Here is a 23,235-nt window from a genome sequence, read left to right on the forward strand (position 1 = left end):
TCTAGGGGGTGCCGTCAGGCGGCGCTGTTCATCGCCGCCCAGAAAGCGGCGTCGGGGTCTGCCGTGTAGTCAGGATCCCCCTGACCCTTGAGGTTGATACGCACGGCGCGCTCAGCCTCCGTATTGGAGAGACCAAAGCCCTTCTTGAGCAGGGTCTCCCATTGCCGCTCGGTAAGCCGGTCCCCGGCTACCAGACGAGCCTGCAAATCTTCGATGTCCTTGACGTTCGTCACACGGGTCCGGTCATTCATCGGGATGGTGACCAGCGAGATCTCGTGCAGCGCTACTTCCAACAGGTGGCGGGCCTTGCCTTCCATCCGGTGGCGGATCGTCTTGTAGCCCATCGACAGCCCGCCTAGCGCGCCGCTCTTGGCGTCCTCACGAGCTTCGTTCGCGGCGGACGTGTTCGAGAACTTGCCCTTCACCAGCAGGCCGTCGGAGACCTCTTCGAAGCTGGTCCACGATCCAACCGGCCGGCGCTGGTCGTGGTAGAGCAGCATGGGGATAGACTTCCGCCCCGCGATCGAAGCTGAAATTGCCCCGCGCGCGACGATGTCGCCGCCGGCGTCCAGATTGCCATAGCCAATGGCCAGACCCTCGATGGCGCCGTTGTCATTCAGGCTCTTCAGGTCGAGCGCGAAGTCGAACTCGTTCATTGCTGGTTCCTCGTTCCGGCGATCGCCGCAGATAGGGGGATGTCCTGCATCTGGGTCATCAGCACGTCGCCGCCAGCAACTGGCGGGAGGCCTTCCAGCGCCCGGATCTCGTTGCGCGTCATGAATTCCTTCATGATGCTGTAGTACGTTGCTCGGCCCTGGCTGTCGGCGCGCAGGAAGCCCTCGACGTTGAATTCGATGCTCACCCCAGCCGCACGGTCTTCGGGAGTGAGCAACTGCTTCTCAAGCGAGCCCTCGATGCGCTTCAAACGCTTTCGCAGCTTGAATTTCATCACCGAGTTGGTCTGCTCGGTCATGCTGCTGCCAAGCGAGGTGTTGCCTTCGGTCGAGCCGACAAGGTGCGGGTCGACCTCGAAAATGCGGCAGATTTCCTCGACACTGAATTTCAGGTTGAGGATCAGTTCGGCGTCTTTCGGGGACAGCGACAACTGCTCCCACTTGAGACCGCCATCGATGACCATTGGCCGGCCGGCGTTGGCGGCACCGACAAACTTCTCCTGAAGCAGCGTCTCGAGCTTTGTGCGCTGGTCGGAGCTGAGCGGGGTCCCCTCTTTGGTCATAATGCCGCTCGGTCGCACGCCGTTTGCAAAGAGGCTCGACGATGCGCGGTTAGCGGCGAAAGCGTTCGAGAACGATTCTGCGCAGGCAGCGATCGGCGATACACCGCCAAGGGGGCCTCCCAAGGGGCCGCGGATGTGTAGGACGTCCTGCTGGGTCACGCGATAGGCGCGGGCCTCGTCGGTCCACGCGTATTCGATTTCACCGCTGGGTAGGCGCCGCACCGACACGGCCTGCGGCGGAATAGGTGTGAGGGATGTGATTCTCCCACCGGCTCCGCGGCGGATGTGTGCGTAGGCGTTACCTTGCAGCTCAATCGAGGCCGCAATGAATTCCCAGAAATCGAAGGCGGACTGGTCGTAGTTGGGACTGCTGTGCAGCAGCCAATACAGCCAGTGTCCTCGATCTTCGACCGGGACGCCCCCGGGCCCGGCGCGGTAGATGGTCAGCGGCAGGGATGCGATGTTACCAGCCCAGAAGTTGACGCAGGCCCAGGTCGCGGCCAGGCCCATAACTGACGCTGCGGTTACGCGTTCGCCGAAGGAATACCTCTCCGGAAGCCATCCATTCGGATCGGTAAGCGAAAGCTCTTTGCTCGCGTACGCTGCCGCCTTGCGCTCCATAGCAGCGCCTTGGCGCCTATCCTCCTGAGCGGCAGCCGCAGCCGACAGCTTATAGTGCGATACGGTCATGCGTAGCTCTCGATCCACTCGTCGACATTGCCAACGCCCTCCGGGTTGCGGGTCATCAGCATCACGGCATCGAACGCCGCGACAAGCGGATCGATCTTCGCCTTGCCGGCCACCTGTTTCGTGATCAGCACCGCGTTGCCGCGCTGCTCAGATTTTGCATTTCCGGCGCACCAGGCCATGAGCCGCTGCCCGGCATGGACGAGTGTGCCGTCCTTCAGCTTCCGTTCCGTGCCCCAGACGGCCGCTGAGAGGCGGAAGCCTTGGCTGATCGCGAGCATTTGTTCAGCGGTGAAGCCGCGCCCGGACAGTTCATCGACCAGGGCGGTGATCCCCTGAGGGTCGAGACCGATCGCCGCCTGTTCCGGGAACAATCCGGCATCGCGAACCCGCTCAAGAATGTCGGCGACCTCCACAAGATCCTGCGTCGGGCTGGTGCATCTCACCAACGTGCCCTCGGCGATGAAGTCGTTCAGGTTGCTTACGATGTCCTTGCGACGCTCGAATACGTCCAGTTGCGCCCATGCCCGGCACCAGAGCAGCCACTGCTTCGTGATCCGGTGACGCCCCAGCAGGGCCAGCCCCAGAAGGTCGTCGAGGCCGCCGCCGTCGCCGCCCGCCACCATGACTTCGCAAATTTCGAGCATATGCTCGAGCGTACCGTCCCAGAGGGCGGCTGGAGCCTTTGCCTGCTCCCAGTATGTGGCGCCGATCCACGCATCGTGGCGAAGGCCGACGCCGATTTCCACATTTAGGTGTTTTGCAAAAAATACTTGTTTGGTGCCGTCTTCGGCGTTTTCTACCTGCCGAAACTCGCTAAGCAACCATTTCTGGCTAACAGAGCGCCCCAGGTTGGGGTTCGTGATGTAGAAATTTTCCGGGTCGAGGTGCTCGTCCGCGGCCATCATCTCCTCGGGGTACTCGTAGAGCACGGCCAAGAATTCGGGGTCTTCGATCACGCCATCGCGCACGTCGCGAGCATAGTTCAGCATGTCCTTGAACACGCCTGCGGGTGGCGCGTCCGACTGCGTCGTCAGGTAGAGCGTGTAGCCTTCCGGCCTTGACACTTGGCCGCCGGTGGCTTCCCGAAACATACCATCAGCGTTGGCCTTCTTCCCGAACAACCACAGCTCGTCGATCAGAACGCGGCTGGCCTTCTTGCCCGAAACGGTGGCGCTGTCGGCGGCGACGACTTTTAGGGTGGCCTTGGTGTTCCGGTTGGTGATGAGCCGGACATGTTCCTGGATGTGAAGAAGCGCGTCGAGTTCTTCGTCGTTTCGGATCATGTCGCAGGCCGGCTTAAAGCTGTTGCCAGCCACTTCGATCGTGGGAGCGAGGATCAGATTTTCGTCGGATGGGCGCCACCCGGCAATGAGCTCGGTGAGCATGATGCCCGCGGCGATCGTCGACTTCGTGTTCTTCTTCGAGACGAGAAGGAGGCCCTTGCGGATTTTCTGCTCACCCGTTTCCGGGTCGTACGCCCCGAAAATGGCAGCTGCGAAGTCCAACAGCCACTCCCCGGCCGTCTCGCCTATCGTGAAGTGCTCGCCAGTCGCAGGGTTAATGCCCAGATCGACGATCTTGAGAGACGTGAAGATCGCCATCTTGGCCTCGGCAGAGGCCGGAAACAGAGGGGAAAATGGTATCAGAGACCTGCGTTCGCGGATCCGGCGCTTCCAATCGAGGCACGCCGTGGACCATGCGACCACTTATTTCACCGCTTTCAGCGTCGGCGGACCCAGCGCGGCGAAACGGCTGCCGCCGCCAATGGCCTTCGCTTTCTCTTGCTGGGCCGCTTTCTTGCCCAAGGGGGCGGAAGCCTCGTTCAAGGTTTTCAGAGCAAGGGCCAGGGTCTTCATCGTGTTCGCCCGGCTGGGCAGGCTGAGCGCCTTCATCATGGCTGTCCGCCGACTGTCGTCCGAATCATCTTCGGTGGCTGAAACGATCATGTCCTCGAGCTCTCCGCGGCGGCTGGTGACCGCGTCCAGCTCGTCCAACATCCTTCCGACGAGGTTGCGGCCGTCGTCGGCAATGGCTGTCGGCTCGCGAGGATTTTCCGGGTCGGAAGGCGGCGGAGGGGGAGACGCCTGATCCGGTTCGCGCCGGTTCGCACTGCGAACTGCGCGTTTCCATCCCTCCGCCTTCGCCTTCTTTCTAATCGCTGTATCTGAGACTTCGTATCGGTCAGCTATTTCCCGGATCGAACATTCACCGGCCAAGTATTCGCGCTCGATAGCGGGCCAATTGATAGAAGAATTACGTTTCGCCATCGGGCGTTACCTCCGGCGAAAGTTCGCACCCCTGCTCGTCCACCAGGATTTTTTCTCTGCGTGAGAGGGACGGCGGTCTGGAGCGCTAGGGCAGATCTGATTTTTGACCCACCCCCCGGTCAGGGGTGCTCGGGAGCCTCGGTGGGGTCGGCGATGTCGATTTCGACCTGGCAGCCCGCGACCCATGCGCCGAGGCGGATGATCGGGGCCGCGATGCGGAGGCGGGCGCGGGTGATGGCGATGAAGCGAACCCGCAGCGTGATGGTGGAGACAAGCGACGGGGCGGAGACGGTGGCGATGGCCATGCTGGGTCAGGTCCTTCTGCGGCTCAGATCGCGCAGCTCCTGTTGCTGCTTGCGGCTGTCGTGGCAGGGCTTGCACAGGGTCCAGAGGTTGTGCTCGTCCCAGAACAGCGCCTCGTCGCCGCGGTGCGGCTTGCGGTGGTCAGCCACCAGCTGGGAGGTGTTGCCTTCCAGCTTGCCGCATCCGGGCCACTGGCAGGTGAACATGTCACGGGTGAAGATGGAGAGGCGCAGCGCCTTCCATCTCGCAGTGTTGTACCACTTGCGCCACGGTGAGTAGACGCTCCGCTGCGCGTTTTCACTGCGCTCCACAGGCGGGAGCGACCCCAAACCAGGCTTCAACGTTGATAGGCGAGCGCCCAATGTCTTGAGCTTCGCCATTATGTTCTTGCTTCAAAGATGCGCTTCGCGCGTCCCCCCGAAAGCGAGGTGCTTCCGTGAGGTGAGGCGTAGGAGAACCAGTCTCTAGGGCGAACGCCTTGCTGCTCCTGGCAGCGGTGATGGCGGAACAGTACGTGAACCATCCTCATCTCGTCAAGCAGCCACGCGTGCAGGCAGGAGGCTGTGTGCCGAGATCTTCACAGGTACGGAAAAGCCTGGGAAATCGACGAGCGCGTAGCGTCCCTGCATACCTGCGACACGGCCCATCAACCCTTCGAACCCAGCATCAGCGAACGTAACTGCGGTACCGGTCGCGAACGTCCGCGCCGTGTCGCGCGGGCGCTCTCGCTGCTCGGCCAACCGAACAGCATCAAGAGCTCGGTCGGCGACGCGCGGATATAGGTCGGCATGGCGGAAGACGTGGAAGTTCGGAACGGCTCGCTGCACATAGCACTGCATCGTGTCATCCCACACGCTACACGTCGGCGACGGCATCCTCGAAAGAGCAACAAGCAGGGGTAGGCGCTCGTATTCGGCGAAGACGATCGTCGGCATCATGGGAGCTGAGATCGCCTTCGGCACGCGGGCATGGCCTACGCGAACGGTGCGCGTCTCCTGCGGCGTCCAGGCGCGATAGCCAGCCGCTTCCAGCGCCGCCGCAAGCGGCAGTGTCCGGCTGGGCGCGGTGCGCAGGATGCACCATTGCATCAGTATCTTCCTCGTGAATTGGGGTTGCAGGCCTGAAGCTGCCTGAGCAGGCCCATGATCGGAGACATGTGGTAGCTCTGCGCGTTCGAGTGGCGCATGACCGCTTGAAGGGCCATCGCGAGATCTCGTGCCTGATCGCCGCTGATGTATAGGCCGGGCCGATCGTGACCGAGCTGGATAGGGCCGGTCTCGATGGGCCCGGCTTGGCAAGAACAGTTGCGAACCGTCACGATTCCGCCTCCGCCTCGCCGCGAGCGTAGTCCGCACGCGCAAGCTCTATCGCTCGCAGGATAATTCCTCTCTGCGCTTCCCGGTAAGCCTGCTGGACGTATGGCGCGACCTTATCAGCATCGGTGGTTCCGCTGGCGACGACGGTGAGGCGATCCTGTAGAACACCGTTGCTCAATGGAACGCGCGGGCCACTGGTTTTTGACAGAGCATGGTCAGAGAACCATGCCAGCGCCAAGCCGCCGTTGGACCGCTGCCGCAGCACAGCTTGCTCTTTCGCGATGCGAGCGAGTTCCTCGCGGACAGGGACAGGGTCGATGCTCATGCCGCATCCTCCCGGCGAACTCGTGCCGTGTACGAGCCATCGCTGTGCCGCCACAAATAGCTGCGCGTCTCGCCCACGCTCTTCCACTGTTCTGGCATCGCATCGATCTCGGCTTGCGTCGCAGCGCCCTCGTCCAGGCGGGCCATGGCGTCATCAAACCGGGCCTGCCGCTCGCGGTGGGCAGCGGTCGATGCCGCGAGCTTGGCGCGTGATGCGTCATCGTCACGGCGCCAACGAGCCAAGATCTCAACGCACTCGGTGGTGCTGGGATAGAACTTGCAGCTGCACAGCGCTTCCGTTGCGAGGAATTCCAGCGCTTGGCGCGGGTATCGCCCGATCACCAGTTCGTAGGCGCGGTGCCGCAGCTTGCCGCCCACGCTGTCGTCGGGGCGCCTCGGCAGCATGTCCATCATGCGCAGGATCTGGGCCAGGAACACCTCGTCGGCCATCTCGAGCACGGGCAGCGGCGCGGCGGCAACGACCATCGCTGCGGCTAGCTCGTCATTGGAGAGGCGCACCGCCGGCACGGCCCCGGGCGATGGTTTCGTCGAGGGAACGAGTGAACCCGTCTCGCCTATCGGGTTGGTGATTGCCGGCAAAACCTCGCCCAGCTGTCGTGCTTCGTATCCCATTTCGTTCGGTCCTGTTTCGGTCGGCTTTCGCGATCCAAGTGCGGAATGCCGCCTGCCAATCCTTGGTCACGCGGTCGTTGCTGGCGGCGTGTGCCTCGAAGGCCATCCGCTCCCGTTCCAGCATGCCGGGCGGCCAGCCATCGACGATCTGCTGGGCCGCCGCCGTCAGCACGGGTTCCCAGGCATCGGGCATCGGCAGGGGCTTGGAGACAGTGCGTTTCGGCTTCGCCGGCTGCTCGCCAGCGGCTGGTTCGGGGTCGGCGCCAGGGGCGGGGAGAACCGGATCGGTCCCGGCCGCCTCGTGCGTGCCCGCATCGCTCGCGCGTGATTTCTCTTCCGGGTGGGTAGGGGTGGAGGGGTTAGAATTATTTTCATTGGGGAGGCGGGGAAGGGAGGGTTCACCGTCACCTTCGTCACAACCGTCACCAGCCGTCACATGTGACGTTTGTGACGCGTTGAGACGCTTGTTTTCCCGCCATCTTTGCGTGCGAGCGGCACCCGCGCTGCGCGGTTTCGGCTCGGCGCGCACTTGTGTTTCGAGTTCGGCAATGGCCGCCAGCAAAGCGTCACCAGTGACGCCAGCGGCGATCAGATGCTTCACAGCGGTTGCGATGAGGCTCACACCACGATCCATTCGATATCGGGCCAGAAGGCGCGCGCAAACGACATGCGCAGCACCGATGCCTCGGTTTGGGTGGCCTTGTTCCCCTTCACGTCCTCGCAGACCTTCCGGCCGCGCTCTTTGTAGGAGAAGTCGGGCTTGTAGACGGCCTTCCGGCCATTCGGATGCAGGACGGGCTTGCCATTGACCATGAAGGTGAACGTCGGCTCAACCTCGAGGCCGCAGATCTGACCGCCGCGCTGCAGGAGGTGCAGTTCAGCGCAGCGTGCAGCTTCCTTCTTGCTGGCATGCTTATGGCCGTGGCCACACACCGCCTTCTGCGCGCCGAACTTGTTCCCCGCCGCCTTTGCGGGCGGCAGGGAAAGGAAGTCGGCGAGACTGATGCGTTTCGGCATCTCGCTCACAGCTTGGGCCACTCCGCAGGAGGCAACCCTGCGTTCTGCCGCATCTGGTCGGCCTGGGCGCGGATCAGCGCCCGGCGCTGCACTTGGCCGATCTTGGCCAAGGCAGCGCCGGGAGCAACCGGCTCGGGCTTACGCTTGCGGGTGAGCCAGCCGAGCATGGTTAGAACGGCTGGCCGTCGTAGCTGGACCTGCCAGCCGAACCTTCCGGCGCGCCGGCGAAGACCGGAAGACCGGTTTCGTTCTTCACCTTCTCGAGCGCCTGATTGAACGCGGTTTCGAAAGTGAGGTCGGGGCGCCACAGTTCGTACCAGAACACCGGCTTGCCATCCTTCAGGCGGTAACGAAGGCGCGCGATGATCCGATAGACGTCCGCCGAGCGTGCGAAGATCGGGATGGCGATCGAGAACAGCTTGGGGAAGTCGACGGGCTTTCCGTCCGACTGCTTGTGCTCGGATACGAAGGCAAATTGGGTCTCGCCGGTCGTCAGGTTCACCGCTTCGCAGGATTCCGCCGTCTCATAGATGCGGAACTTGAGCGACATGTCGACCAGCCGCGTGGGCGTGGCTATCGAGCTAGGCGTTGTCGCCCGGTTCGCCTTTGCGAAGTCCTGAGCCTGCTTCGACCATTCGCTCACCGGATCCTCGGACACGTCGACAATCTGTGTTTCGAGGAAGGCCGCGAACTCGCCCATGGACATCGGCGTGGCGTTCCTGCCGAACCAGGCCTTCCATTCTTCGGAAAGCGGGAAGGCATAGTTAGCCTTGTGGCGCATGGGCTCGACCGGATGAGCGGGAATGACGCCGTCTTCGTCGATGTTGGCAGGGTGGTAGTCAAAAATGGCCGTCAGCGAGGGCTTCTTGAAATCGTCTACGGCGAAGATCGCGGAATTGGCGAACTTAAAGCGGTTCACCAGATCGATGAACGAGGGAAGCTGGGTCAGCACGGCGGTGCCGCTACGGAACAGCGGGTGCGAGCGATACTCGTCCCACAGGTTGGGGCTGAGCGGATGAGCTCCGCTAGCCGTGAGGGCGACGGGAGCTTCGGTACCGGTGCGAGGATCGGTAACCGTTACGACCTGCGCGCGCAGATGCTGCTCGGCCAAGTTGAAGGCCTTGTCCATCAGCTCGCCGGTGCGGTCTGCGACGGTGTCGGCGGCGGCGAGCGCGAGGGCGCTGGTGTCGGTAGTGGCTTGGGTCATGTGGTCGATGTCCTTCGATCAGCCGTGCAGGGTGCGCGGTTCGGTGGTGGAGACTTCGCGGATGGTGCCGAACAGATTGCCCTGACGCGGTTTGTTGGGGCTCAGGCGGCCATCGCGGGTGAACCAGGCAACGGTGGCACCGTGCTTTGCTGACGGCAGCTTGAAGGCGAGCGACGGCGTAAGGACTGAGAATTCCTTGTCCGGGTCGAAGTCGACGTCGATGGTGAGGGTGATCTTGCCCTTCACCTTCTTGTTGCTGTCGATCCCAGCCGCCTCGAGCTTCTGCGCGAACTCCTGGAGCGGCTCGCTGCTGTCGGCGTTGAAGGCCCCATCCTTGAGCATCATCAGCAGGTCGGTGAGGGTCGACGCGGCGGGATAGCGGCGCCCGCCATCGGCGGCGTTCTCCTCTATGATTTCGCCGGTCTCGGGATTATGATCCATCTTGCATCACTCCGGCGCGCATTCAGGTCATCAGGCCGGGGTGCGCGCCATCCCCCCGACCCGAAACTTGTCAGGCCGCTCGAACGAGCTTCGCGAGCTGGGCGTCGATGGCGTCGCGAGCGCTTTCGAGGGTGCTGCGGTTTGCGCGCACTTCCTCGGGGTCCACTTCGCCATCTTGCAGAGCGACAGAGATCGCGAGGGCGGCCTTCAGGATTGCCGACTGCCCAGCGTGGTCGCAGTGCGCGCCGCCGGGGCGGCTGCCCTCCACCAGCGTGCGCAGCGGGCCGACGAAGCGGCCATTCCACTCGCGCCAGGCGGCGAGCAGCGAGAACCCTGACATGTCCGAGAAGTCGCCGTTGCAGTACGCCTCGGCGCGGTCGCCGCTCTTGCCCATGACGCGGCCCATGTCCGCATAGGTGAGGCTGTCCTCTTCCTTGATGGAAGCCAGGGTCTCAGCGATCGTGTCACGGACGGAAGACGCGGAAAACACGGGCTTATTGCCGGTGGATGTGCGGTTCATGGCTGGATTACCTCGGCGGCATGAAGAGAAACGGGGACAAACAGGAAGGGCTGGGCCGCGCGAGTGTGGCGGCAGCCGATATCGCCGCGGATCCCGCAGCAGGGGCAGGGATCGCGATTGACGCTAAGGGGCTCCGGCTTGGTCAGCACGCGGGCGGCGTCGCTCTGCGGCTGGTTATCGGCGCGGGCGGGGCGATCAGCGTTCACGCGGTGGCGGCACGTCCGCTTCCAGCCGCCGGGAGTGCCGGCGGTGCTCTTGCCGGTCGACCGGATGGTGACGATGCGCGTGTTGCTGAAACGCTCGACGGTGACCTCGCCCAGCGCTTCCAGCCGCTTGAGGGCGGCGGAGGCGTTGTTCTGATGCTGGAGCCCGAGAAGCTCGGCCAGTTCAGCATTCGTCGGAGCGGGACGGCCGGCGTCGGCGCACTTGGTGAGCAGGACGAGGAGCTTGGCTGTGCGCTGGCGGCCGTCGATGCGGTTGTTCGTGCTCATGCTCGAGCGTCCCATGAATACCCACGGTTCGAGGCGCCGCGCACAGGCAGGCGGTCGCCGAACGTGCGGCGGAGCGCGCGGATATGAGCGGCCAGCGTGTTCGGCGAGCTGTTCGGCAGGTCGTGATGCGTGATCGGTTCGCCATTGGCGCGGGCGATCGCATAGAGCGTGCGGGCATGCGCGCGGGGCAGGGCGATCTGCTCACCGTCGTGATAGGTGAGCGACGGCCCGAGCGACCACTTGCCGCGACGGACGATCGCGTTCTCGTCGGTGTTGCCACCGCAGTGAGGGCAACGGGCGCTCATGCTGCGGCCTGCCGAACGGGAAAGTTCGCTTCCTTGAGCGGTTTGCGGAGCCGCCTGGCCATCTTGACCAACGCGGGAATGCGCCAGCTGGGGATGAACCCCGTCCGCTTCCAAGTGTGAACCGTGGTGATCGGGATGCCGGTTTCTTTGGAAACAGCGGAGACGCCACCAAGACTTTCGAGGATTTCTGCTACCGTGTTCATGCAGTCGAATTACGATAACCGTAACTCAAGCGCAAGCGAAAATACGAACTTCGTCATCGACGGCGGAATACGAAATTCGCAATGTCGCGCGATGGTGACACACGACGAAATTCTCGCGGAACTCCGCCGCTGGATCAGCTCTGGCAAGGTCCTGCAAAAGGAAGTTGCCGCTGAGCTGGGCATAGCGCCGGCGCGTATCACCGAGATGCTGAAGGGCACCCGCAAGGTGCAGCAGCGCGAGATGCCGATCCTGGCGCACTACTTCGGTATGGATGAGGGGCCGGATCCGTCGGTCCGGAAGATCGCCCGTATCGGGATGGTGCCGGCTGGCTCGCTGCGCGAAGCGCTGGCCGACACACCCAACAGCGTAGAGGTCCCGGCGAACCTGCCGAAGGGCGTCTTCGCGCTCGAGGTCGACGGCGAGAGCATGAACAAGATCGCGCCCCTGGGGTGCGATGTGATCGTGGACCCGAACGATAAGAAGCTGTTTTCCGGCGATCTTTACGTGGTGGGCAACGAGGCGGGCGAGTTCACCTTCAAAAGGTTTATGCAAGAGCCCGCCCGCCTGGTGCCGCTGTCGACTGACCCGGCGCATAAGGAAATTGAGATCGGATCCGAGCCGATCAACATCATCGGGCGGGTGGTGTCTGTGTCGATCGGCGCGGAGTTCCTGCGCCGAATGGCCTAATCAGGCCGCGACCTCGCAGTCTACGGGCACCCAGCGCAGGTCTGCGCCGACGTCCAGGAAGAAGCGGCCATCCTCGTCGTAGGAGCCGAGTTTCAGGCGCGCCGCGTCCTGCTGTGCCTCGTCCAGATTATCCCTGATCGGCCCTCTGGCCTTCCCGAAATACTCAATCCGACAGCCCCGACGCATTCCAACCTCGCTTGATTCGTTGATGGGTATAATGGAACATATTGAGAACATCGGCTCAAGAGGGAAATCCCAGCAAATCCCAATCGATACGGAATTACGAAAAGCGTATTGACTTTGAAGTTACGATAACCGTAAGTTACATCCAACAGCCCAGCAGTGAGCCGCAAGCGCAGACCTGCCGGGATCCTCGTTGGAGACCGCCGATGCACCGCGCATCCTATCTCGGAAATTCCCAGCCGTCCGCGCCGCAGAGCGCCTCGCTGATCTCGTTCGTGGATCGCGACGCCGCGGCGGACGTGATCTGCAAGTTCCTCGACGCAATTGATGCCGAGGGCGGCCCCAAGACGGCCTTCATGCAGTACGCTCAGGCGAACGCCGCGCGCTCGCTGCGCCTCTGGGGCGTGGCGCGGGAGCCGGCGGCATGATCCGCCTCCACCTCATCACCGGCCCGGTGGTCACCTTCACCAACTTCATCGACCTGTTCGACTACGTGGTCGAGCGCATGGTCGCGCGAGGTGAGCTGTGAATCGCTCAAGCCTGCCCTTCGTTGGCATCATCGCCGCGACGCTCGCCGTCGGTACCGGCCTCCTCTACGCCCTGGACGACGGCGCGCGTCTCATCAACGAGAACGCCGCCGCCCGGGCCTTCATCCTGTCGGACCTGTTCTGGCCTGCCGTCGTCGGCCTGATCTGCGTCATGCTGATCCTGCTGGTCGGCGTCGTCTCGTCCTACGAATTCCACCCCGACCGCCTGTCGGGTCGCAACGTGCCGGAGCGCGGCGAATGACCGCGCCCGGCACACCCCTCTCCCAAAGCACCGGCCGGAAGAGCACGCCCCCCGCCTTTCCGGAAGTTCCCTCCCTCATGCCCGCGGCCTCCGGTGCTGCCGCGGGCAACCTCCACCTGACGCCCGAGCAGGAGGAGGCGGTCGCCGCCTACCTCGCTCGCGTCTGGCGCGGCGCCACGGGCCTCTCGGAGGTCCCGCCGCCCGAAATGCTCAGCACCCTGGTGGACGTGACGATGCGCAAGGCGCGCGACGTCGCCGCCAGCCGGACTGGCTGAGCCGAGATCGCAGGGAATGCGTCACGGAAAGGAAGACTTTGGTCCCCCGCATTCCCTCCCCAGCCGCAATCCTGCGGACTTTCAGGACGCGCCGAGGGCCGCGTGGGGACGCCCTCCCAGTTTCACCTCACAAGGATTTGCCCGATGTCGCATTTCACAGTGCTCGTCATCACCGACGAGGCTCCTACCGAAGACAAGCTAAGCGAAATCCTCCAGCCGTGGCACGAGTTCGAATGCACCGGCACGGAGGATCAGTATGTGAAGCTGGTCGATGAAACCGCAGAGGTTCGTGAACTGATGACCGATCGCGGCCCCGCATATGAAGGCGGTTCCGATCGTCCCGCTCTCACGCTCTACGACGCGCTCTCCTACTATGGTCGCGAAGAGCGGATCTATCTCACCTCGGCCACCGAGCTTTCCCTGGAGGAAGCTCAGGAAATTATGGAATCAGACCGCGAAAGCTACAAGCACGGCTTTGCCGCTGTGCGGGCGCCATCTGGACATTCCGGGCCTCCGCCGAGCGACGACGAAGAGGCCTTCGAGGCGTTCGTCAACAGTTGCTCGCTGGTCGGTTCATACAACCGCACCAACCCGGAAAAGAAGTGGGACTGGTGGGTAGTCGGTGGGCGCTGGGGCGGCATGCTTCGACTTAAGTCTGGCGCTACCGGGACCTTGGGGCGGCCGGGTACTTTTGGCCGGATGCGCGATGAACCGGGCACCGCCGATTCCGCGCAACTCGCGGCAATCGACGTCGAAGGTATGCGCAGCGAGGCGAGATCCCGCCATGGGGTTCGTTGGGACCGGGTCGACAGTGCTATGCAAGGGCTTCCCCAGATCGTCTCTTGGGATGAGATCCGCGAACAGCATAAGCCTGACTTTGATGCGGCTCGTACCGCATACCGTACCCAGCCGGGTGTCGAGGCGATCCGCAAGGCGTTCCCCGACCACTTCGATATCGATGAAGAAGTGCGCGCGTCGAAGATGTCGCGAGATGACTATGTCGCCGCAGGCGCAGCATCGGCTCTCACCACATTTGCCGTCGTCAAGGACGGCAAGTGGTTTGAGCGCGGCCGGATGGGCTGGTGGGCTGTCGTCCAAGACGAGAAGGGCGAAGATGCGTGGGATGCGGAGTTCGCAGCTCTACTCGATGGCCTTCCCGATACGGCGCACCTGACCGTCGTCGATTGCCACATCTGATCCAATTTCAACAGGGACTGAGAGGGCCAACCCTCTCAGTCCTCACGGAGCATTTTCAATGGGTCGAGTTCTCGTAGCCTGCGAGCGGTCCGGCGTGGTCCGCAACGCGTTTATCGCTGCCGGGCACGACGCTTGGTCCTGCGACATCGAGGCGGCTGACGATGGCAGCAACCGCCACATCCGGGGCGATGTCCGGGACCACCTGGATGACGGCTGGGACCTCCTCGCTGTCATGCATCCGCCGTGCACTGTCCTGTGCAATTCCGGCGCGAAGTGGCTCTACATCGGCGGCAAGAAGGTCAACGGCCGCGATCCGTCGCGCTGGGAAGATCTCGACACCGCCGCCGCCTTTTATCGCTACCTTCGTGACGCGAAGAGCATTCGCCGCAAGGCGGTGGAGAACCCTGTCATGCATCGTCACGCCATCCGGCTCACCCGGCGCGGCAAAGTCCAGTTCGTGCAGCCTTGGCACCACGGCGACCCATTCTTCAAGGCGACGGGCCTGGAGCTGATCGAGCTCCCCAAACTGCGCGACACAAATCGCCTTTCGCCGCCTCGGACAGGCACCGCCGAGCACAAGGCTTGGAGTGCCGTGCACAGGGCGCCACCGGGGCCGGACAGGGCCCGCATACGCAGCCAGACATTCCCCGGCATCGCTCTCGCGATGGCCAGCCAGTGGGGATCGCTTCTGCCGGGCCATGTCGAGCCCGAGCAGATGGAAATGTTCAGGGAGGCAGCATGAACCTGCTCGACAAGGCCACCGACTGGACCAACCAGACGAACGAGGAGCGCGCCGAGATGTGCGCGATCTTCCTCCACACCTTCAACCTCATGACGGCCGGTGAACAGTACCGCACGCGCCATCGCATCCGGGTCTGCGCCGACTCCCAGCGCGAGTGCCGCGCAAGGGTGAAGCCATGAACGCGCGCGTCATCCACGGCGATTGCACCGTCATTTTGCGCCAGCTTTTCCTTGCTGGCGTGAGGGTGGATGCGGTGTGCACCGACGCCCCCTATCACCTCGCTAGTATCGTGGCGCGCTTGGGCCAGCCGGACAGCGCTCCGATCCAGTCCGGTACGACCGGCGTGTACGCTCGCTCCTCGCAGGGCTTCATGGGCCAGCAGTGGGACGGTGGCGATGTCGCTTTTCGGCCAGAAACCTGGCGGCGTGTGTTCGAAGTGATAAAGCCGGGCGCTTACCTCGTCGCCTTCGCCGCAACCAAGGGCTACCACCGGATGGCCTGCGCGATCGAAGATGCCGGGTTCGAAATCCGGGACATGCTCTCATGGCTGTATGGCACCGGCTTCCCCAAGTCGCACAACCTGGACGGCGAGCACGAGGGCAAGGGCACGGCGCTGAAACCAGCCGTCGAGCCGATCGTCTTCGCGCAGAAGCCAATCAGCGAGGGCAGCGTACTCGCGAACACCGCACGCTGGGGCGTGGGCGCGATCAACATCGACGCCTGCCGGATCCCTACTGATGAGGAGCTGAAGGCGGGAGCGGGTAAGCTCTGGTCTCATTATCGGGCCGGTACGGAGCCGGAGGGTCAGGACCCACAAGGCGGAAAGCCCGGCCGCTGGCCTGCCAACCTGCTGCACGACGGCAGCGTGGAAGTGCTTGAGGCCTTCGCCGCCTACGGCGAGCGCGGAGCCCTGGCGCCGGTGGGCGAGCGGGCGGCCGACAAGTGCCGCAACGTCTACAACGGATCGTTCAAGGGCAATGGCGACAACGGTGCGTCCTTCCAGGGCGATTCCGGTACCGCGGCGCGGTTCTTCTATTCGTCGAAAGCGACCCAAGGCGAGCGCATCTTCGAATGCCGCGAGTGCGGGGCGCACACGATCGGCAAGCCGAGCTGCGGCCACACCGACCTGCGCACCCATCCGACCGTCAAGCCGATCTCGCTGATGGAATGGCTGGTCAAGCTGGTGTGCCCAGCCGGCGGCCTGGTGCTCGATCCGTTCGCGGGTACCGGCACCACCGCAGCGGCCGCGCGCGCCGCCGGCATGCAATCGCTCTCGATCGAGGCGGACGAGAACCACGTCCGAGACATCGCGGTTCGGCTTGGGCTGGACCTCTCCCAGATCACCACCGCCGAGGTCGCCGCGCTGCCGGTCGAAAACGGCTCACAGATGGACATGTTCGCATGACAGGCATCTACATCCAATTCGCTAACGATGGCCGCTCGATCGAGAAGTGCTCACCGGAGCGCTTCGACGGCGTCAACGGCTACGCCTTCCGCTTCCCTGACGCTGATGCGCCGGTCGATCCCGATCCCGTCGAGATCGGCGCGCGGTCCGCCGCCGCCGCCATGGGCTTCGATTTCGACGAACAGTGTGGATACGAGACCGACGCAGATCACTGCGACAGCAGCAAGTGCATCGGCGGCTTGAACGAGGATCATCACCCGGAGGACTGCCGGGAAATGATGCGCCACATCGCGCGCGCCGTTCTGGCGGGAGCAGCATAATGGGCTGGAAATCGGTCAAAGAGTACTACCGCATCACGCACGACGTCGCGGTGTATCCCGAGAAGGGCATCTGCATCGGCTCGCCCTACATCCACGACATCATCGTGATCTCGATGGCCACCGGCGCCATCGTGCGCCGCTGGGGCGGGCCGCATCGCGATCCCATCAGCCGATACCTCGCGGAAATGGACGCTGACCCGGCCAAGCTGGCGGAACTCGTCGCGCAGCAGGACACGTTCGAGCGCTCGATCCCGGTCTACACCTACGAGGGCGCCGACATCGTCGAGTGCTTCTGCGAGGAACTCGGATGGCCGAACGTTACGCACGACGGCCGCATGATGTACGAGAACACCTTCTCGGCCGACCGCGACCAGGTCGTGAAATGGGCACTGCGGAATGCCCGAGCGTCTGTCGAGGCGTGGGGCGACCAGCTGCAGGATGCGAAGCGCCGCTTTGATGAAGTAGTGGGCCATCAGGAAGAGGCTCGACATCGCCTGGCGGTGTTCGGGGCCATGGACGCAGAGATCGCAAAGCGGCGCCCGGCGCGCGTCATCAAAGCCCTCGGCCAGAGGATCTCCAACCTGGGCGACATGCATATCCCCGTCTCCCGGCGCACCATGAAGGTGCTGCTGGACACGCTGGGGTTGGGGGACTGGGATCCCGGTTGCGACGATGTCCGGGAAGTCGACGCGCTTGCGCTCGATATCCTGCGGGAGCTTGCTGAGAGGGCGATCAAGGCATGAGCATCGAAGAACGCCTGGCGGATTGGACCCCGGTCCGCCTGATCGAACACATCGCCGCAGCCTCGGAGGCCATGGCGTGGCAGGCTGGCGTTGGCGGCCGAGAGACGGCCGGCGCCATCATCTCCTATCTCGCGCTCAAGCCCGAGCACATCGAGCCGTTCCTGAATGGTGGGATCTCGGAGCTGCCGAGCGAGTGGATGGATGGTGGCCGCCTCACCTGGCACGGCATGAATGGGAAGATCGTGCATCCGGACGAAGTGCTGGAGGCCCGGGCGGCCCGGCGCGCCCGAGAAGAGACCGAGCTGTAATGGCTTGCGAGCACGTCAAACTGCCCGGCGGCGGCACTGCCATCGTCTGCGGCACCCGCAAGCGCCAGCGCTGCAACAGCTGCGGCGGCCGCGCGAGCCTGCTGTGCGACTGGAAGGTGGGCGAGGGCACCTGCGACCAGCCGATCTGCGCCCGTTGCACCACGTCGCCCGCGCCCGACAAGGATCTCTGCCCCAGCCACGCTGCCGCGTTCGAGCGGTGGAAGGCCAGCCGGGCGGAGGAGAAATCACAGAGGAGTACCGAACGATGACGGCCGACCGACGCCGCGAAAGCCTGCTGCGCCTCGCAGAGGTGATGGGCCGCACCGGCCTGTCCCGAACCACGATCTACAACCGCATGAAGGCGGGCACATTCCCCCACTGCCTGCGCATCTCTGCCGGGCTGGTCGCCTGGTACGAGAGCGACGTGGACGCGTGGGTGAACGACCCCATGGGCTGGCGCGCGCCGGCCATCGCGGCCTGAGGTGGCGACGATGACCGACCGCACACTCCTGCGCCTCGCTGCCGTGAAGGCCCGCACCGGCCTGAGCCGGACCACCATCTACCGCCGAATGGATGCTGGCACCTTCCCGCGCTCCATCCAGATCAGCCCCGGCCTCGTCGGCTGGTATGAGGCCGACATCGACGGGTGGGTCGCGGACCCGATGGGCTGGCGCCCAAGCGGGGCCGAAGCGTGAGCACCTGGTTCAAGGATCGCCGGCAGGAGTTCATTGCGACCACGCTGCGCCAGTTCGGCCAGGTCCGGCGCTCCGACCTCATGCGGCAGTTCGATATCTCGATGCCCCAGGCGTCAAAGGATATCGCGGACTTCCTCGCGAATGACCCTCCCTTCGTGACCTATGACCTGACGGCGAAGGCCTACGTGCTCAATGACCCGCCCAAGCGGCCGAGCTGCCGGATCTGCCGCGACACCGGCTACATCGACTTCGCCCACCTGGCGCTCGATCCCTGCGACCACGGCCGCCCAGCCGCCTTTCCAGAGGAAGAAAACTGACATGGCCACCGGTATTCCCTTTCCCGAAGCCAACACGATCCTGCGCGCGCCGACGCCGGAGGATGCTGCGGCCGGCACGGTCTATGACCTGCACGTCCACCGCTACACCGACCTCGACGGCCAGCCGAACGTCATCAGCAAGTGGCAGTTCGCGCCGAAAGAGCTTGCTCAGATAATCGCAGCGGGCGGTGTCTTCTGGTTCCACGCTTGGGGCCATACCCATCCGCCGGTCGGCATAAGCGGAGATAACCCGTTCGTTCGGGCTACGCGTTCGGTCGAACAGGCAGGCGATGAGAACGTTTCTTTTCAAGAGGGCGTCGCGGCTTGGATGCAGGCTTGTTTTGGCCCGGTGATCTCGGCCGATCAAGTTGAACGTGCAGACCGCTTCATCGAGGAAGCGCTCGAGCTCGCGCAGACTATGCCGGGCTTCACTGCGGAACGCGCGCATGCCTTGGTCGACTACGTCTTCAACCGCGAGGTTGGGGAGAGATCGCAGGAGGTTGGCGGCGTGATGGTTACACTCGCGGCCCTCTGCAACACGGCGGATATCAACATCGAGGAGGCCGCGAACGCCGAGCTCGCGCGCGTCTGGACCAAAGTCGCCGCGATCCGCGCAAAGCAAGCCGCAAAGCCGACTGGCAGTGCTCTGCCCATCGCCCGCCCCGCCGAACCTGCGGGCGAGGAGCCGGTGGCGTGGGTAAGCCCGCTGCAATTGAAGGCCATCGCGAACCGGCCCCAGGACACTGGCGGAGAGTACATCCCTATTCGTAAGTCGCGCGCGGGGCAGTTCACCATGCCCGTCTACGCGCACCCGGCGCTAAGCAACCCCGAAAGGTCGGTGGAGGCTTGGAGAACGATCGAAAGCGCGCCGAAGGATGGGACCATGATCGACGTTTGGCGCGATGGCACCCGCGAAACGGTCTATTGGGGGCTTCCTCCGCATGAGTGCGGCGAGATGGGATCGTACTGCGATAGCGACTGGCATTCGATTAAGAAGCCGGGCTGGATTTGCAGCACATTCGGCGAGTTCGTCGGCGGCAAGCACGATCCTTTCACCCACTGGATGCCCCTGCCTGTCGGTCCATCAGTTTCCGCCGCGCAAACCCGGGGGGAAGGCAAGTGAGGAAGTGGATCAAGCGCCTGCTCGGCCCGCGCGAATGCGATCATGACTGGCGGCGCATCGCGGCCAGCTGGTTCGCCTACGAGGCCAACCCCGGCAAATTTTTCGTGATGTGCTCCAAGTGCCGGGCACGCGAAACCAGAGAGGACACTCGGGCATGACCAGCACCAAGATCACCAAGGAGAACCTCTCACCTCTCTGGGGCCTGACGATCGTGCAGGATCAGCCGGGCACCGTCATTCGCAACGCGAGGACGGGCGAAGAATTGACCGTGAAGGACGGGTGCGGCGTCACATTGGATGGAACCGTTCACCTGACGCCGAGCGACTATGCAGCGCTGTGCTCGCGCGTTGGAGCAAGCGCATGAACCCTGCAGAGTTCAAGGCTATCCGCAACGGCATCGGCTGGACGCAGCAGCGCCTAGCCGAAGAACTTAATGTCTCCCGCGAGTATGTCGGACTGATGGAGCGGGGAATGGCCGCGATCGAGCGACGCACGGAGCTTGCGCTACGCTACGTCGCAAGCAGCCAGGCGCGCGCAGATGCGTAACTGGCAGATAGCCGCGCCGCATTGGATTGCCCGCATCCACGCTGACATGCCGGACGCTACACCCGACCAACTCCGCAAGGCGTTGCGGGCCTCCGCCTCGGACTTCCACTGCGGCACCTCGTGGGGCAAGAAGGTCTGGGCCAAGCACTGCCGGATCTACCTGGCGCGCATGGCGGGCCGGGGCGCTTTCCGGGGCGATGGCAAGGAAACGGTGTGGCCAGCCGATATCGTGTTCCCTTGGCGAGGCGAGGGCGCCGCATGACCGGGTACGTGTCGCCATACCCTGCCGAGGTCGGGCCGAACTATCGCAACCGGATCGAGGGCAACGCGATGGTCGAGCGCATGCACTTCATGCCGCGATCTGACGGCGGCGAGGAAACCTGCCAGCCGCGAGCCTGCCGGGAATGTGAGCGGGAGCGTACGTGGGAGGCAGGGCAGAAGCGGGGAACCACCTTAGGTGGTGCATCGGGAGGCCCAATTAGCGAAGATTAATTCCCCTGCGGCGCGGGGTAATGTTAGGCTCCGTGGATGACCGAAATAGAGCGCCTCCGCATGGCCACCGAAGACGACGTGCAGCGCGCGCTCGAGGGCGCCTCTTTCGGCGCGTGGCCGCAGGATCCGGCGGCGCTTCTCGAATTCTTCAATTTGATGTTGGACACGAAGATCGGGCAGACGGCTGGAGATGCGGCCATGTGGCCCGGCCTGCGGCGAAACCTCCAGTAGGACCAGCCTAGAGCAGCGGGGCCGGCGCGCTCGCCCGAGCGAACCACGGCACGTCGGTCCGGTCCACGATCAGCGGCCCCTCCCATATTCGAAGCAGCGAAAACGCCTCGTCCGGCGTTCCGTCTGTCCATCGCTCCCAATTCTCCGGAGCGAGGATCGTGGGCATGCGGTCGTGCACGTCCGCCATCTGCTCGCAGCCATCGACCATCACCATGGAATAGGCGTTGCCCCACTCATCGGTCGGCCGCCAGATCCCTGCGACGGCGAACAGCTCTTGATTCGGCAGGGAGTACCAAGTGCGCGTCATCGCCCCCGCTGCGCCCTCGGCCTCGGCCCAGGCGGTGACGGGGATCAGGCAGCGGCGATCGCGGAAGCTGTCCCGCCACATCGGATTGCCGCGCAGCTTGTCGTCGCGGGCGTTGTTCGTCGCGGTGGGCTTCAAGGGCTTGCCGGTTTTCTTGCTCACCGCGTGACGCGGGAAGCCCCAGGTCATAGTCCGTACTTCACCCTCTGCGACCACGAGGCCGGTGTATTTCGGGTAGACCTCGGCGGCGAAGTTGGGTGCAACGTTGCCTCGGGCGCGGAACAGAGACCTCACGGCATCAGCCGGCTTGGTCATGCGGTACAAATTGCACATCTCAGCAAGCTGCGCCCGGCCACGGCCGGCGTCAACAGAATCGATCTGGATGGCATTGCGGCGGACGAATCGCCCGACAACCAGCCGTCAGGGATTCGAACCGCGAGGCCAAAAATGGCTGGGGGTATAATCGGGGGTATCGGATTTTGCGGCACAACCGCCAGCCGCAGAACTCCTGGACTTTTGCCGCGTCTTGAGGCGGGCACCCTCTCCGCCAAGAGACCATCCCAGCACATCACGATTTAGTCTCATAAACCTAAGGATTTCCTTGGTTTATGGCCTGATTCGCATCCCACCGCATCCCACTCCATCGCACGGCGTCCGATTGGTTTCGTGGGAAGAAATGTGGGAAGGTTTTGGCATGGGAAAACTGTCCGCAACAAGCGTTAGAGCAGCCACTCGGCCGGGCCGAATGGGCGACGGCGAGGGCCTGTACCTTGTGGTCCAGCCCGGCGGTTCAAAGAGCTGGATATGCCGGGTGCAGAAGCATGGCCTGCGGCGGGACTTCGGTCTCGGCAGCGCTTCGAAAATCTCGCTCGCAACCGCCAGAGAGATGGCGAGGGAAATACGCGGTTGGGTGGAGATGGGGCTCGATCCCATCTTCGAGCGACGTAAGGCGCAAGGCATTCCGACTTTCCGTGAAGCGGCAGCCAAGGTAATCGCCGCCAACGGCAAGACCTGGCGCAACGAAAAGCATGCGGCGCAGTGGTCCAGTACGCTGGAGGCCTACGTCTTCCCTCATATCGGCGATCGTCAGGTCAATGAGATCACGGGCCCCATGATCCGCAATCTTCTTGCTGAGATATGGCTTTCCAAGCCCGAGACCGCTCGCCGTGTGCGTCAGCGTGTCGGCGCAATCCTCGATTGGGCCTATGCCTCGGGATTTCGCGAGACTGAGGCTCCGATGCGGGCGATCACCAAGGGGCTTCCGCGTCAGCCAAAGAAGGACGGCCATTTCGCGGCCATGCCTTATGACAAGGTCCCGGCGTTCCTGCGGCGGTTGCCCGAGCGCGAAACGTTCAGTCGGCTCGCCTTGCAGTTTGCAATCTTCACCGCCGGTCGCTCGGGTGAGGTGCGGGAGGCGACATGGGGTGAGATCGATTTCGATACCAAGCTCTGGACTGTTCCCAAGGAGCGCATGAAGGGCCAGCGTGAGCACGTGGTGCCGCTGAACGATGGGGCCTTGAGAATTCTTCGGCGGTGTCTGGAGCTGAGGCTCGGGGAGGCGGCCCTGATCTTCCCGGGATCGCGGCCGAAATCCCCCTTGTCCGACATGACTCTTTCCAAGCTGCTCAAGGCAATGCGCGAACCCTACACGCCTCACGGTTTTCGTTCGTCGTTCCGGGATTGGGTAAGCGAGGAAACCCAGCACCCCAGCGATGTCGCGGAGGCGGCGCTTGCCCACGTGGTGAAGAGCAAGACCGAAGCGGCCTATCGTCGAGGCAATCTCCTCGAGAAGCGCCGGGTGATGATGGACGCCTGGAACGCATTCTGTGTCGGCTAACCCGCCGTTCCTGCTGAACGCCTCGCTGAATGGTAGCGGTTACGATTTTCGTATATTGCACTTATTGCGTTAATTGCGAATATCGT

Annotated in this window: 41 protein-coding genes; 22 read left to right on the forward strand and 19 right to left on the reverse strand. The window is 63.7% G+C overall.

The window, feature by feature from the left end; genetic code table 11:
- Positions 1-14: 14 nt before the first annotated feature.
- The 17 genes from EDF57_RS10105 to EDF57_RS25435 form a co-directional block, all read right to left on the reverse strand.
- Complete coding sequence (locus EDF57_RS10105; RefSeq protein ID WP_134094078.1) at positions 15-656, reverse strand: HK97 family phage prohead protease; 642 nt, start codon at positions 654-656, stop codon at positions 15-17.
- Complete coding sequence (locus EDF57_RS10110; protein ID WP_208324830.1) at positions 653-1,927, reverse strand: phage portal protein; 1,275 nt, start codon at positions 1,925-1,927, stop codon at positions 653-655. The genes EDF57_RS10105 and EDF57_RS10110 overlap by 4 nt, the downstream gene beginning before the upstream one ends.
- Positions 1,924-3,528 carry a terminase TerL endonuclease subunit gene (locus EDF57_RS10115; protein WP_243840986.1) on the reverse strand — a complete coding sequence of 535 codons (1,605 nt, stop codon included), beginning with the start codon at positions 3,526-3,528 and terminating at the stop codon, positions 1,924-1,926. The genes EDF57_RS10110 and EDF57_RS10115 overlap by 4 nt, the downstream gene beginning before the upstream one ends.
- Positions 3,529-3,633: 105 nt before the next feature.
- On the reverse strand, positions 3,634-4,194 hold the full coding sequence (locus tag EDF57_RS25965; protein WP_243840987.1) for a hypothetical protein: 561 nt from the start codon (positions 4,192-4,194) through the stop codon (positions 3,634-3,636).
- A gap of 119 nt (positions 4,195-4,313) precedes the next feature.
- Positions 4,314-4,499, reverse strand: coding sequence for a hypothetical protein (locus EDF57_RS10125; RefSeq protein ID WP_134094081.1), 186 nt, complete (start codon positions 4,497-4,499; stop codon positions 4,314-4,316).
- A gap of 6 nt (positions 4,500-4,505) precedes the next feature.
- Positions 4,506-4,877, reverse strand: coding sequence for an HNH endonuclease signature motif containing protein (locus EDF57_RS10130; protein WP_134094082.1), 372 nt, complete (start codon positions 4,875-4,877; stop codon positions 4,506-4,508).
- 153 nt (positions 4,878-5,030) lie between these two features.
- The gene (locus EDF57_RS10135; protein WP_134094083.1) at positions 5,031-5,585 is read right to left on the reverse strand and encodes a hypothetical protein; all 555 of its coding nucleotides are present in this window, start codon (positions 5,583-5,585) and stop codon (positions 5,031-5,033) included.
- 226 nt (positions 5,586-5,811) lie between these two features.
- Positions 5,812-6,138, reverse strand: coding sequence for a hypothetical protein (locus EDF57_RS10140; protein WP_134094084.1), 327 nt, complete (start codon positions 6,136-6,138; stop codon positions 5,812-5,814).
- A complete protein-coding gene (locus tag EDF57_RS10145) occupies positions 6,135-6,623 on the reverse strand; it encodes a hypothetical protein (RefSeq protein WP_134094085.1) in 489 nt (162 codons plus the stop codon). The genes EDF57_RS10140 and EDF57_RS10145 overlap by 4 nt, the downstream gene beginning before the upstream one ends.
- A 16-nt stretch (positions 6,624-6,639) precedes the next feature.
- A complete protein-coding gene (locus tag EDF57_RS10150) occupies positions 6,640-7,392 on the reverse strand; it encodes a hypothetical protein (RefSeq protein WP_134094086.1) in 753 nt (250 codons plus the stop codon).
- Positions 7,389-7,787 carry a DUF1064 domain-containing protein gene (locus EDF57_RS10155; protein ID WP_134094187.1) on the reverse strand — a complete coding sequence of 133 codons (399 nt, stop codon included), beginning with the start codon at positions 7,785-7,787 and terminating at the stop codon, positions 7,389-7,391. The genes EDF57_RS10150 and EDF57_RS10155 overlap by 4 nt, the downstream gene beginning before the upstream one ends.
- A 169-nt stretch (positions 7,788-7,956) precedes the next feature.
- The gene (locus EDF57_RS10160) at positions 7,957-8,994 is read right to left on the reverse strand and encodes a DUF2303 family protein (RefSeq protein WP_134094087.1); all 1,038 of its coding nucleotides are present in this window, start codon (positions 8,992-8,994) and stop codon (positions 7,957-7,959) included.
- 18 nt (positions 8,995-9,012) lie between these two features.
- Positions 9,013-9,435 carry a hypothetical protein gene (locus EDF57_RS10165; RefSeq protein ID WP_134094088.1) on the reverse strand — a complete coding sequence of 141 codons (423 nt, stop codon included), beginning with the start codon at positions 9,433-9,435 and terminating at the stop codon, positions 9,013-9,015.
- 70 nt (positions 9,436-9,505) lie between these two features.
- Positions 9,506-9,955 (reverse strand): hypothetical protein, encoded by a 450-nt coding sequence (locus EDF57_RS10170; RefSeq protein ID WP_134094089.1) that lies wholly within the window; start codon positions 9,953-9,955, stop codon positions 9,506-9,508.
- Entirely contained in the window at positions 9,952-10,446 is a 495-nt protein-coding gene (locus tag EDF57_RS10175; RefSeq protein ID WP_134094090.1) for a MarR family winged helix-turn-helix transcriptional regulator, read from the reverse strand. Before EDF57_RS10175 ends, EDF57_RS10170 begins: the two co-directional genes overlap by 4 nt.
- Positions 10,443-10,751, reverse strand: a complete 309-nt coding sequence (locus EDF57_RS10180) for a hypothetical protein (RefSeq protein WP_134094091.1) — start codon at positions 10,749-10,751, stop codon at positions 10,443-10,445. The genes EDF57_RS10175 and EDF57_RS10180 overlap by 4 nt, the downstream gene beginning before the upstream one ends.
- Positions 10,748-10,954 carry a hypothetical protein gene (locus tag EDF57_RS25435; protein ID WP_166675228.1) on the reverse strand — a complete coding sequence of 69 codons (207 nt, stop codon included), beginning with the start codon at positions 10,952-10,954 and terminating at the stop codon, positions 10,748-10,750. Before EDF57_RS25435 ends, EDF57_RS10180 begins: the two co-directional genes overlap by 4 nt.
- Between EDF57_RS25435 and EDF57_RS10185 the strand changes: the two genes are divergently transcribed.
- Positions 10,953-11,642 (forward strand): LexA family transcriptional regulator, encoded by a 690-nt coding sequence (locus EDF57_RS10185; protein WP_166675229.1) that lies wholly within the window; start codon positions 10,953-10,955, stop codon positions 11,640-11,642. The genes EDF57_RS25435 and EDF57_RS10185 overlap by 2 nt on opposite strands.
- Here the strand turns inward: EDF57_RS10185 and EDF57_RS10190 are convergent, their stop codons facing one another.
- Entirely contained in the window at positions 11,643-11,828 is a 186-nt protein-coding gene (locus EDF57_RS10190) for a hypothetical protein (protein ID WP_134094093.1), read from the reverse strand.
- Between the two features lie 203 nt (positions 11,829-12,031).
- On the opposite strand from EDF57_RS10190, the gene EDF57_RS10195 reads away from it, so the two are divergent.
- From EDF57_RS10195 to EDF57_RS10290, 20 genes are all read left to right on the forward strand, one after another.
- Entirely contained in the window at positions 12,032-12,253 is a 222-nt protein-coding gene (locus tag EDF57_RS10195) for a hypothetical protein (protein ID WP_134094094.1), read from the forward strand.
- Between the two features lie 97 nt (positions 12,254-12,350).
- A complete protein-coding gene (locus tag EDF57_RS10200; RefSeq protein WP_134094095.1) occupies positions 12,351-12,614 on the forward strand; it encodes a hypothetical protein in 264 nt (87 codons plus the stop codon).
- Positions 12,611-12,889, forward strand: coding sequence for a hypothetical protein (locus EDF57_RS10205; protein ID WP_243840988.1), 279 nt, complete (start codon positions 12,611-12,613; stop codon positions 12,887-12,889). Before EDF57_RS10200 ends, EDF57_RS10205 begins: the two co-directional genes overlap by 4 nt.
- A gap of 144 nt (positions 12,890-13,033) precedes the next feature.
- Positions 13,034-14,086, forward strand: coding sequence for a hypothetical protein (locus EDF57_RS10210; RefSeq protein WP_134094096.1), 1,053 nt, complete (start codon positions 13,034-13,036; stop codon positions 14,084-14,086).
- A 58-nt stretch (positions 14,087-14,144) separates the two neighbouring features.
- The gene (locus EDF57_RS10215) at positions 14,145-14,828 is read left to right on the forward strand and encodes a hypothetical protein (protein WP_134094097.1); all 684 of its coding nucleotides are present in this window, start codon (positions 14,145-14,147) and stop codon (positions 14,826-14,828) included.
- Positions 14,825-15,007 carry a hypothetical protein gene (locus EDF57_RS10220; protein ID WP_134094098.1) on the forward strand — a complete coding sequence of 61 codons (183 nt, stop codon included), beginning with the start codon at positions 14,825-14,827 and terminating at the stop codon, positions 15,005-15,007. The genes EDF57_RS10215 and EDF57_RS10220 overlap by 4 nt, the downstream gene beginning before the upstream one ends.
- A complete protein-coding gene (locus tag EDF57_RS10225; RefSeq protein ID WP_134094099.1) occupies positions 15,004-16,233 on the forward strand; it encodes a DNA methyltransferase in 1,230 nt (409 codons plus the stop codon). Before EDF57_RS10220 ends, EDF57_RS10225 begins: the two co-directional genes overlap by 4 nt.
- Positions 16,230-16,553 carry a hypothetical protein gene (locus EDF57_RS10230; RefSeq protein WP_134094100.1) on the forward strand — a complete coding sequence of 108 codons (324 nt, stop codon included), beginning with the start codon at positions 16,230-16,232 and terminating at the stop codon, positions 16,551-16,553. The genes EDF57_RS10225 and EDF57_RS10230 overlap by 4 nt, the downstream gene beginning before the upstream one ends.
- Positions 16,553-17,296 (forward strand): hypothetical protein, encoded by a 744-nt coding sequence (locus EDF57_RS10235; protein WP_134094101.1) that lies wholly within the window; start codon positions 16,553-16,555, stop codon positions 17,294-17,296. The genes EDF57_RS10230 and EDF57_RS10235 overlap by 1 nt, the downstream gene beginning before the upstream one ends.
- A complete protein-coding gene (locus tag EDF57_RS10240) occupies positions 17,293-17,604 on the forward strand; it encodes a hypothetical protein (protein ID WP_134094102.1) in 312 nt (103 codons plus the stop codon). The genes EDF57_RS10235 and EDF57_RS10240 overlap by 4 nt, the downstream gene beginning before the upstream one ends.
- Positions 17,604-17,873, forward strand: a complete 270-nt coding sequence (locus EDF57_RS10245) for a hypothetical protein (protein WP_134094103.1) — start codon at positions 17,604-17,606, stop codon at positions 17,871-17,873. The genes EDF57_RS10240 and EDF57_RS10245 overlap by 1 nt, the downstream gene beginning before the upstream one ends.
- Positions 17,870-18,085 (forward strand): AlpA family phage regulatory protein, encoded by a 216-nt coding sequence (locus tag EDF57_RS10250; RefSeq protein WP_134094104.1) that lies wholly within the window; start codon positions 17,870-17,872, stop codon positions 18,083-18,085. Before EDF57_RS10245 ends, EDF57_RS10250 begins: the two co-directional genes overlap by 4 nt.
- A 10-nt stretch (positions 18,086-18,095) precedes the next feature.
- A complete protein-coding gene (locus EDF57_RS10255; RefSeq protein ID WP_134094105.1) occupies positions 18,096-18,299 on the forward strand; it encodes an AlpA family phage regulatory protein in 204 nt (67 codons plus the stop codon).
- Positions 18,296-18,616, forward strand: a complete 321-nt coding sequence (locus EDF57_RS10260) for a hypothetical protein (RefSeq protein WP_134094106.1) — start codon at positions 18,296-18,298, stop codon at positions 18,614-18,616. Before EDF57_RS10255 ends, EDF57_RS10260 begins: the two co-directional genes overlap by 4 nt.
- A 1-nt stretch (position 18,617) precedes the next feature.
- Positions 18,618-19,739 (forward strand): DUF551 domain-containing protein, encoded by a 1,122-nt coding sequence (locus tag EDF57_RS25970; RefSeq protein WP_243840989.1) that lies wholly within the window; start codon positions 18,618-18,620, stop codon positions 19,737-19,739.
- Positions 19,736-19,897 carry a hypothetical protein gene (locus EDF57_RS25760; protein WP_208324831.1) on the forward strand — a complete coding sequence of 54 codons (162 nt, stop codon included), beginning with the start codon at positions 19,736-19,738 and terminating at the stop codon, positions 19,895-19,897. The genes EDF57_RS25970 and EDF57_RS25760 overlap by 4 nt, the downstream gene beginning before the upstream one ends.
- Positions 19,894-20,103 carry a hypothetical protein gene (locus EDF57_RS10275; RefSeq protein WP_134094107.1) on the forward strand — a complete coding sequence of 70 codons (210 nt, stop codon included), beginning with the start codon at positions 19,894-19,896 and terminating at the stop codon, positions 20,101-20,103. Before EDF57_RS25760 ends, EDF57_RS10275 begins: the two co-directional genes overlap by 4 nt.
- Positions 20,100-20,285 (forward strand): helix-turn-helix transcriptional regulator, encoded by a 186-nt coding sequence (locus EDF57_RS10280; RefSeq protein WP_134094108.1) that lies wholly within the window; start codon positions 20,100-20,102, stop codon positions 20,283-20,285. The genes EDF57_RS10275 and EDF57_RS10280 overlap by 4 nt, the downstream gene beginning before the upstream one ends.
- Positions 20,278-20,547, forward strand: coding sequence for a hypothetical protein (locus tag EDF57_RS10285; RefSeq protein ID WP_208324832.1), 270 nt, complete (start codon positions 20,278-20,280; stop codon positions 20,545-20,547). The genes EDF57_RS10280 and EDF57_RS10285 overlap by 8 nt, the downstream gene beginning before the upstream one ends.
- A 266-nt stretch (positions 20,548-20,813) precedes the next feature.
- Positions 20,814-21,008, forward strand: coding sequence for a hypothetical protein (locus tag EDF57_RS10290; RefSeq protein ID WP_134094110.1), 195 nt, complete (start codon positions 20,814-20,816; stop codon positions 21,006-21,008).
- Between the two features lie 7 nt (positions 21,009-21,015).
- Here the strand turns inward: EDF57_RS10290 and EDF57_RS10295 are convergent, their stop codons facing one another.
- On the reverse strand, positions 21,016-21,645 hold the full coding sequence (locus EDF57_RS10295; RefSeq protein WP_134094111.1) for an SOS response-associated peptidase family protein: 630 nt from the start codon (positions 21,643-21,645) through the stop codon (positions 21,016-21,018).
- 361 nt (positions 21,646-22,006) lie between these two features.
- On the opposite strand from EDF57_RS10295, the gene EDF57_RS10300 reads away from it, so the two are divergent.
- Positions 22,007-23,149 (forward strand): integrase arm-type DNA-binding domain-containing protein, encoded by a 1,143-nt coding sequence (locus tag EDF57_RS10300; RefSeq protein WP_134094189.1) that lies wholly within the window; start codon positions 22,007-22,009, stop codon positions 23,147-23,149.
- The last annotated feature ends 86 nt before the right edge of the window (positions 23,150-23,235 follow it).

Origin of the sequence: Novosphingobium sp. PhB55 (genome assembly GCF_004368805.1) — a bacterium.
Lineage (GTDB): Bacteria > Pseudomonadota > Alphaproteobacteria > Sphingomonadales > Sphingomonadaceae > Novosphingobium.

What these genes read in the sequence shown, in the direction of transcription:
- EDF57_RS10185 (WP_166675229.1), top strand. Translation starts at nt 10,953, where the DNA reads ATGCAGTCGAATTACGATAACCGTAACTCAAGCGCAAGCGAAAATACG.
- EDF57_RS10165 (WP_134094088.1), bottom strand. Translation starts at nt 9,435, where the DNA reads ATGGATCATAATCCCGAGACCGGCGAAATCATAGAGGAGAACGCCGCC.
- EDF57_RS10230 (WP_134094100.1), top strand. Translation starts at nt 16,230, where the DNA reads ATGACAGGCATCTACATCCAATTCGCTAACGATGGCCGCTCGATCGAG.
- EDF57_RS10275 (WP_134094107.1), top strand. Translation starts at nt 19,894, where the DNA reads ATGACCAGCACCAAGATCACCAAGGAGAACCTCTCACCTCTCTGGGGC.
- EDF57_RS10295 (WP_134094111.1), bottom strand. Translation starts at nt 21,645, where the DNA reads ATGTGCAATTTGTACCGCATGACCAAGCCGGCTGATGCCGTGAGGTCT.
- EDF57_RS10140 (WP_134094084.1), bottom strand. Translation starts at nt 6,138, where the DNA reads ATGAGCATCGACCCTGTCCCTGTCCGCGAGGAACTCGCTCGCATCGCG.
- EDF57_RS10280 (WP_134094108.1), top strand. Translation starts at nt 20,100, where the DNA reads ATGAACCCTGCAGAGTTCAAGGCTATCCGCAACGGCATCGGCTGGACG.
- EDF57_RS10255 (WP_134094105.1), top strand. Translation starts at nt 18,096, where the DNA reads ATGACCGACCGCACACTCCTGCGCCTCGCTGCCGTGAAGGCCCGCACC.
- EDF57_RS10170 (WP_134094089.1), bottom strand. Translation starts at nt 9,955, where the DNA reads ATGAACCGCACATCCACCGGCAATAAGCCCGTGTTTTCCGCGTCTTCC.
- EDF57_RS10155 (WP_134094187.1), bottom strand. Translation starts at nt 7,787, where the DNA reads ATGCCGAAACGCATCAGTCTCGCCGACTTCCTTTCCCTGCCGCCCGCA.
- EDF57_RS10215 (WP_134094097.1), top strand. Translation starts at nt 14,145, where the DNA reads ATGGGTCGAGTTCTCGTAGCCTGCGAGCGGTCCGGCGTGGTCCGCAAC.
- EDF57_RS10240 (WP_134094102.1), top strand. Translation starts at nt 17,293, where the DNA reads ATGAGCATCGAAGAACGCCTGGCGGATTGGACCCCGGTCCGCCTGATC.
- EDF57_RS10250 (WP_134094104.1), top strand. Translation starts at nt 17,870, where the DNA reads ATGACGGCCGACCGACGCCGCGAAAGCCTGCTGCGCCTCGCAGAGGTG.
- EDF57_RS10220 (WP_134094098.1), top strand. Translation starts at nt 14,825, where the DNA reads ATGAACCTGCTCGACAAGGCCACCGACTGGACCAACCAGACGAACGAG.
- EDF57_RS10285 (WP_208324832.1), top strand. Translation starts at nt 20,278, where the DNA reads ATGCGTAACTGGCAGATAGCCGCGCCGCATTGGATTGCCCGCATCCAC.
- EDF57_RS10210 (WP_134094096.1), top strand. Translation starts at nt 13,034, where the DNA reads ATGTCGCATTTCACAGTGCTCGTCATCACCGACGAGGCTCCTACCGAA.
- EDF57_RS10190 (WP_134094093.1), bottom strand. Translation starts at nt 11,828, where the DNA reads ATGCGTCGGGGCTGTCGGATTGAGTATTTCGGGAAGGCCAGAGGGCCG.
- EDF57_RS10245 (WP_134094103.1), top strand. Translation starts at nt 17,604, where the DNA reads ATGGCTTGCGAGCACGTCAAACTGCCCGGCGGCGGCACTGCCATCGTC.
- EDF57_RS25435 (WP_166675228.1), bottom strand. Translation starts at nt 10,954, where the DNA reads ATGAACACGGTAGCAGAAATCCTCGAAAGTCTTGGTGGCGTCTCCGCT.
- EDF57_RS10160 (WP_134094087.1), bottom strand. Translation starts at nt 8,994, where the DNA reads ATGACCCAAGCCACTACCGACACCAGCGCCCTCGCGCTCGCCGCCGCC.
- EDF57_RS10105 (WP_134094078.1), bottom strand. Translation starts at nt 656, where the DNA reads ATGAACGAGTTCGACTTCGCGCTCGACCTGAAGAGCCTGAATGACAAC.
- EDF57_RS10135 (WP_134094083.1), bottom strand. Translation starts at nt 5,585, where the DNA reads ATGCAATGGTGCATCCTGCGCACCGCGCCCAGCCGGACACTGCCGCTT.
- EDF57_RS10130 (WP_134094082.1), bottom strand. Translation starts at nt 4,877, where the DNA reads ATGGCGAAGCTCAAGACATTGGGCGCTCGCCTATCAACGTTGAAGCCT.
- EDF57_RS10110 (WP_208324830.1), bottom strand. Translation starts at nt 1,927, where the DNA reads ATGACCGTATCGCACTATAAGCTGTCGGCTGCGGCTGCCGCTCAGGAG.
- EDF57_RS10205 (WP_243840988.1), top strand. Translation starts at nt 12,611, where the DNA reads ATGACCGCGCCCGGCACACCCCTCTCCCAAAGCACCGGCCGGAAGAGC.
- EDF57_RS10125 (WP_134094081.1), bottom strand. Translation starts at nt 4,499, where the DNA reads ATGGCCATCGCCACCGTCTCCGCCCCGTCGCTTGTCTCCACCATCACG.
- EDF57_RS10115 (WP_243840986.1), bottom strand. Translation starts at nt 3,528, where the DNA reads ATGGCGATCTTCACGTCTCTCAAGATCGTCGATCTGGGCATTAACCCT.
- EDF57_RS10225 (WP_134094099.1), top strand. Translation starts at nt 15,004, where the DNA reads ATGAACGCGCGCGTCATCCACGGCGATTGCACCGTCATTTTGCGCCAG.
- EDF57_RS10300 (WP_134094189.1), top strand. Translation starts at nt 22,007, where the DNA reads ATGGGAAAACTGTCCGCAACAAGCGTTAGAGCAGCCACTCGGCCGGGC.
- EDF57_RS10180 (WP_134094091.1), bottom strand. Translation starts at nt 10,751, where the DNA reads ATGAGCGCCCGTTGCCCTCACTGCGGTGGCAACACCGACGAGAACGCG.
- EDF57_RS10145 (WP_134094085.1), bottom strand. Translation starts at nt 6,623, where the DNA reads ATGGTCGTTGCCGCCGCGCCGCTGCCCGTGCTCGAGATGGCCGACGAG.
- EDF57_RS25965 (WP_243840987.1), bottom strand. Translation starts at nt 4,194, where the DNA reads ATGGCGAAACGTAATTCTTCTATCAATTGGCCCGCTATCGAGCGCGAA.
- EDF57_RS25970 (WP_243840989.1), top strand. Translation starts at nt 18,618, where the DNA reads ATGGCCACCGGTATTCCCTTTCCCGAAGCCAACACGATCCTGCGCGCG.
- EDF57_RS10175 (WP_134094090.1), bottom strand. Translation starts at nt 10,446, where the DNA reads ATGAGCACGAACAACCGCATCGACGGCCGCCAGCGCACAGCCAAGCTC.
- EDF57_RS10235 (WP_134094101.1), top strand. Translation starts at nt 16,553, where the DNA reads ATGGGCTGGAAATCGGTCAAAGAGTACTACCGCATCACGCACGACGTC.
- EDF57_RS10195 (WP_134094094.1), top strand. Translation starts at nt 12,032, where the DNA reads ATGCACCGCGCATCCTATCTCGGAAATTCCCAGCCGTCCGCGCCGCAG.
- EDF57_RS10290 (WP_134094110.1), top strand. Translation starts at nt 20,814, where the DNA reads ATGACCGAAATAGAGCGCCTCCGCATGGCCACCGAAGACGACGTGCAG.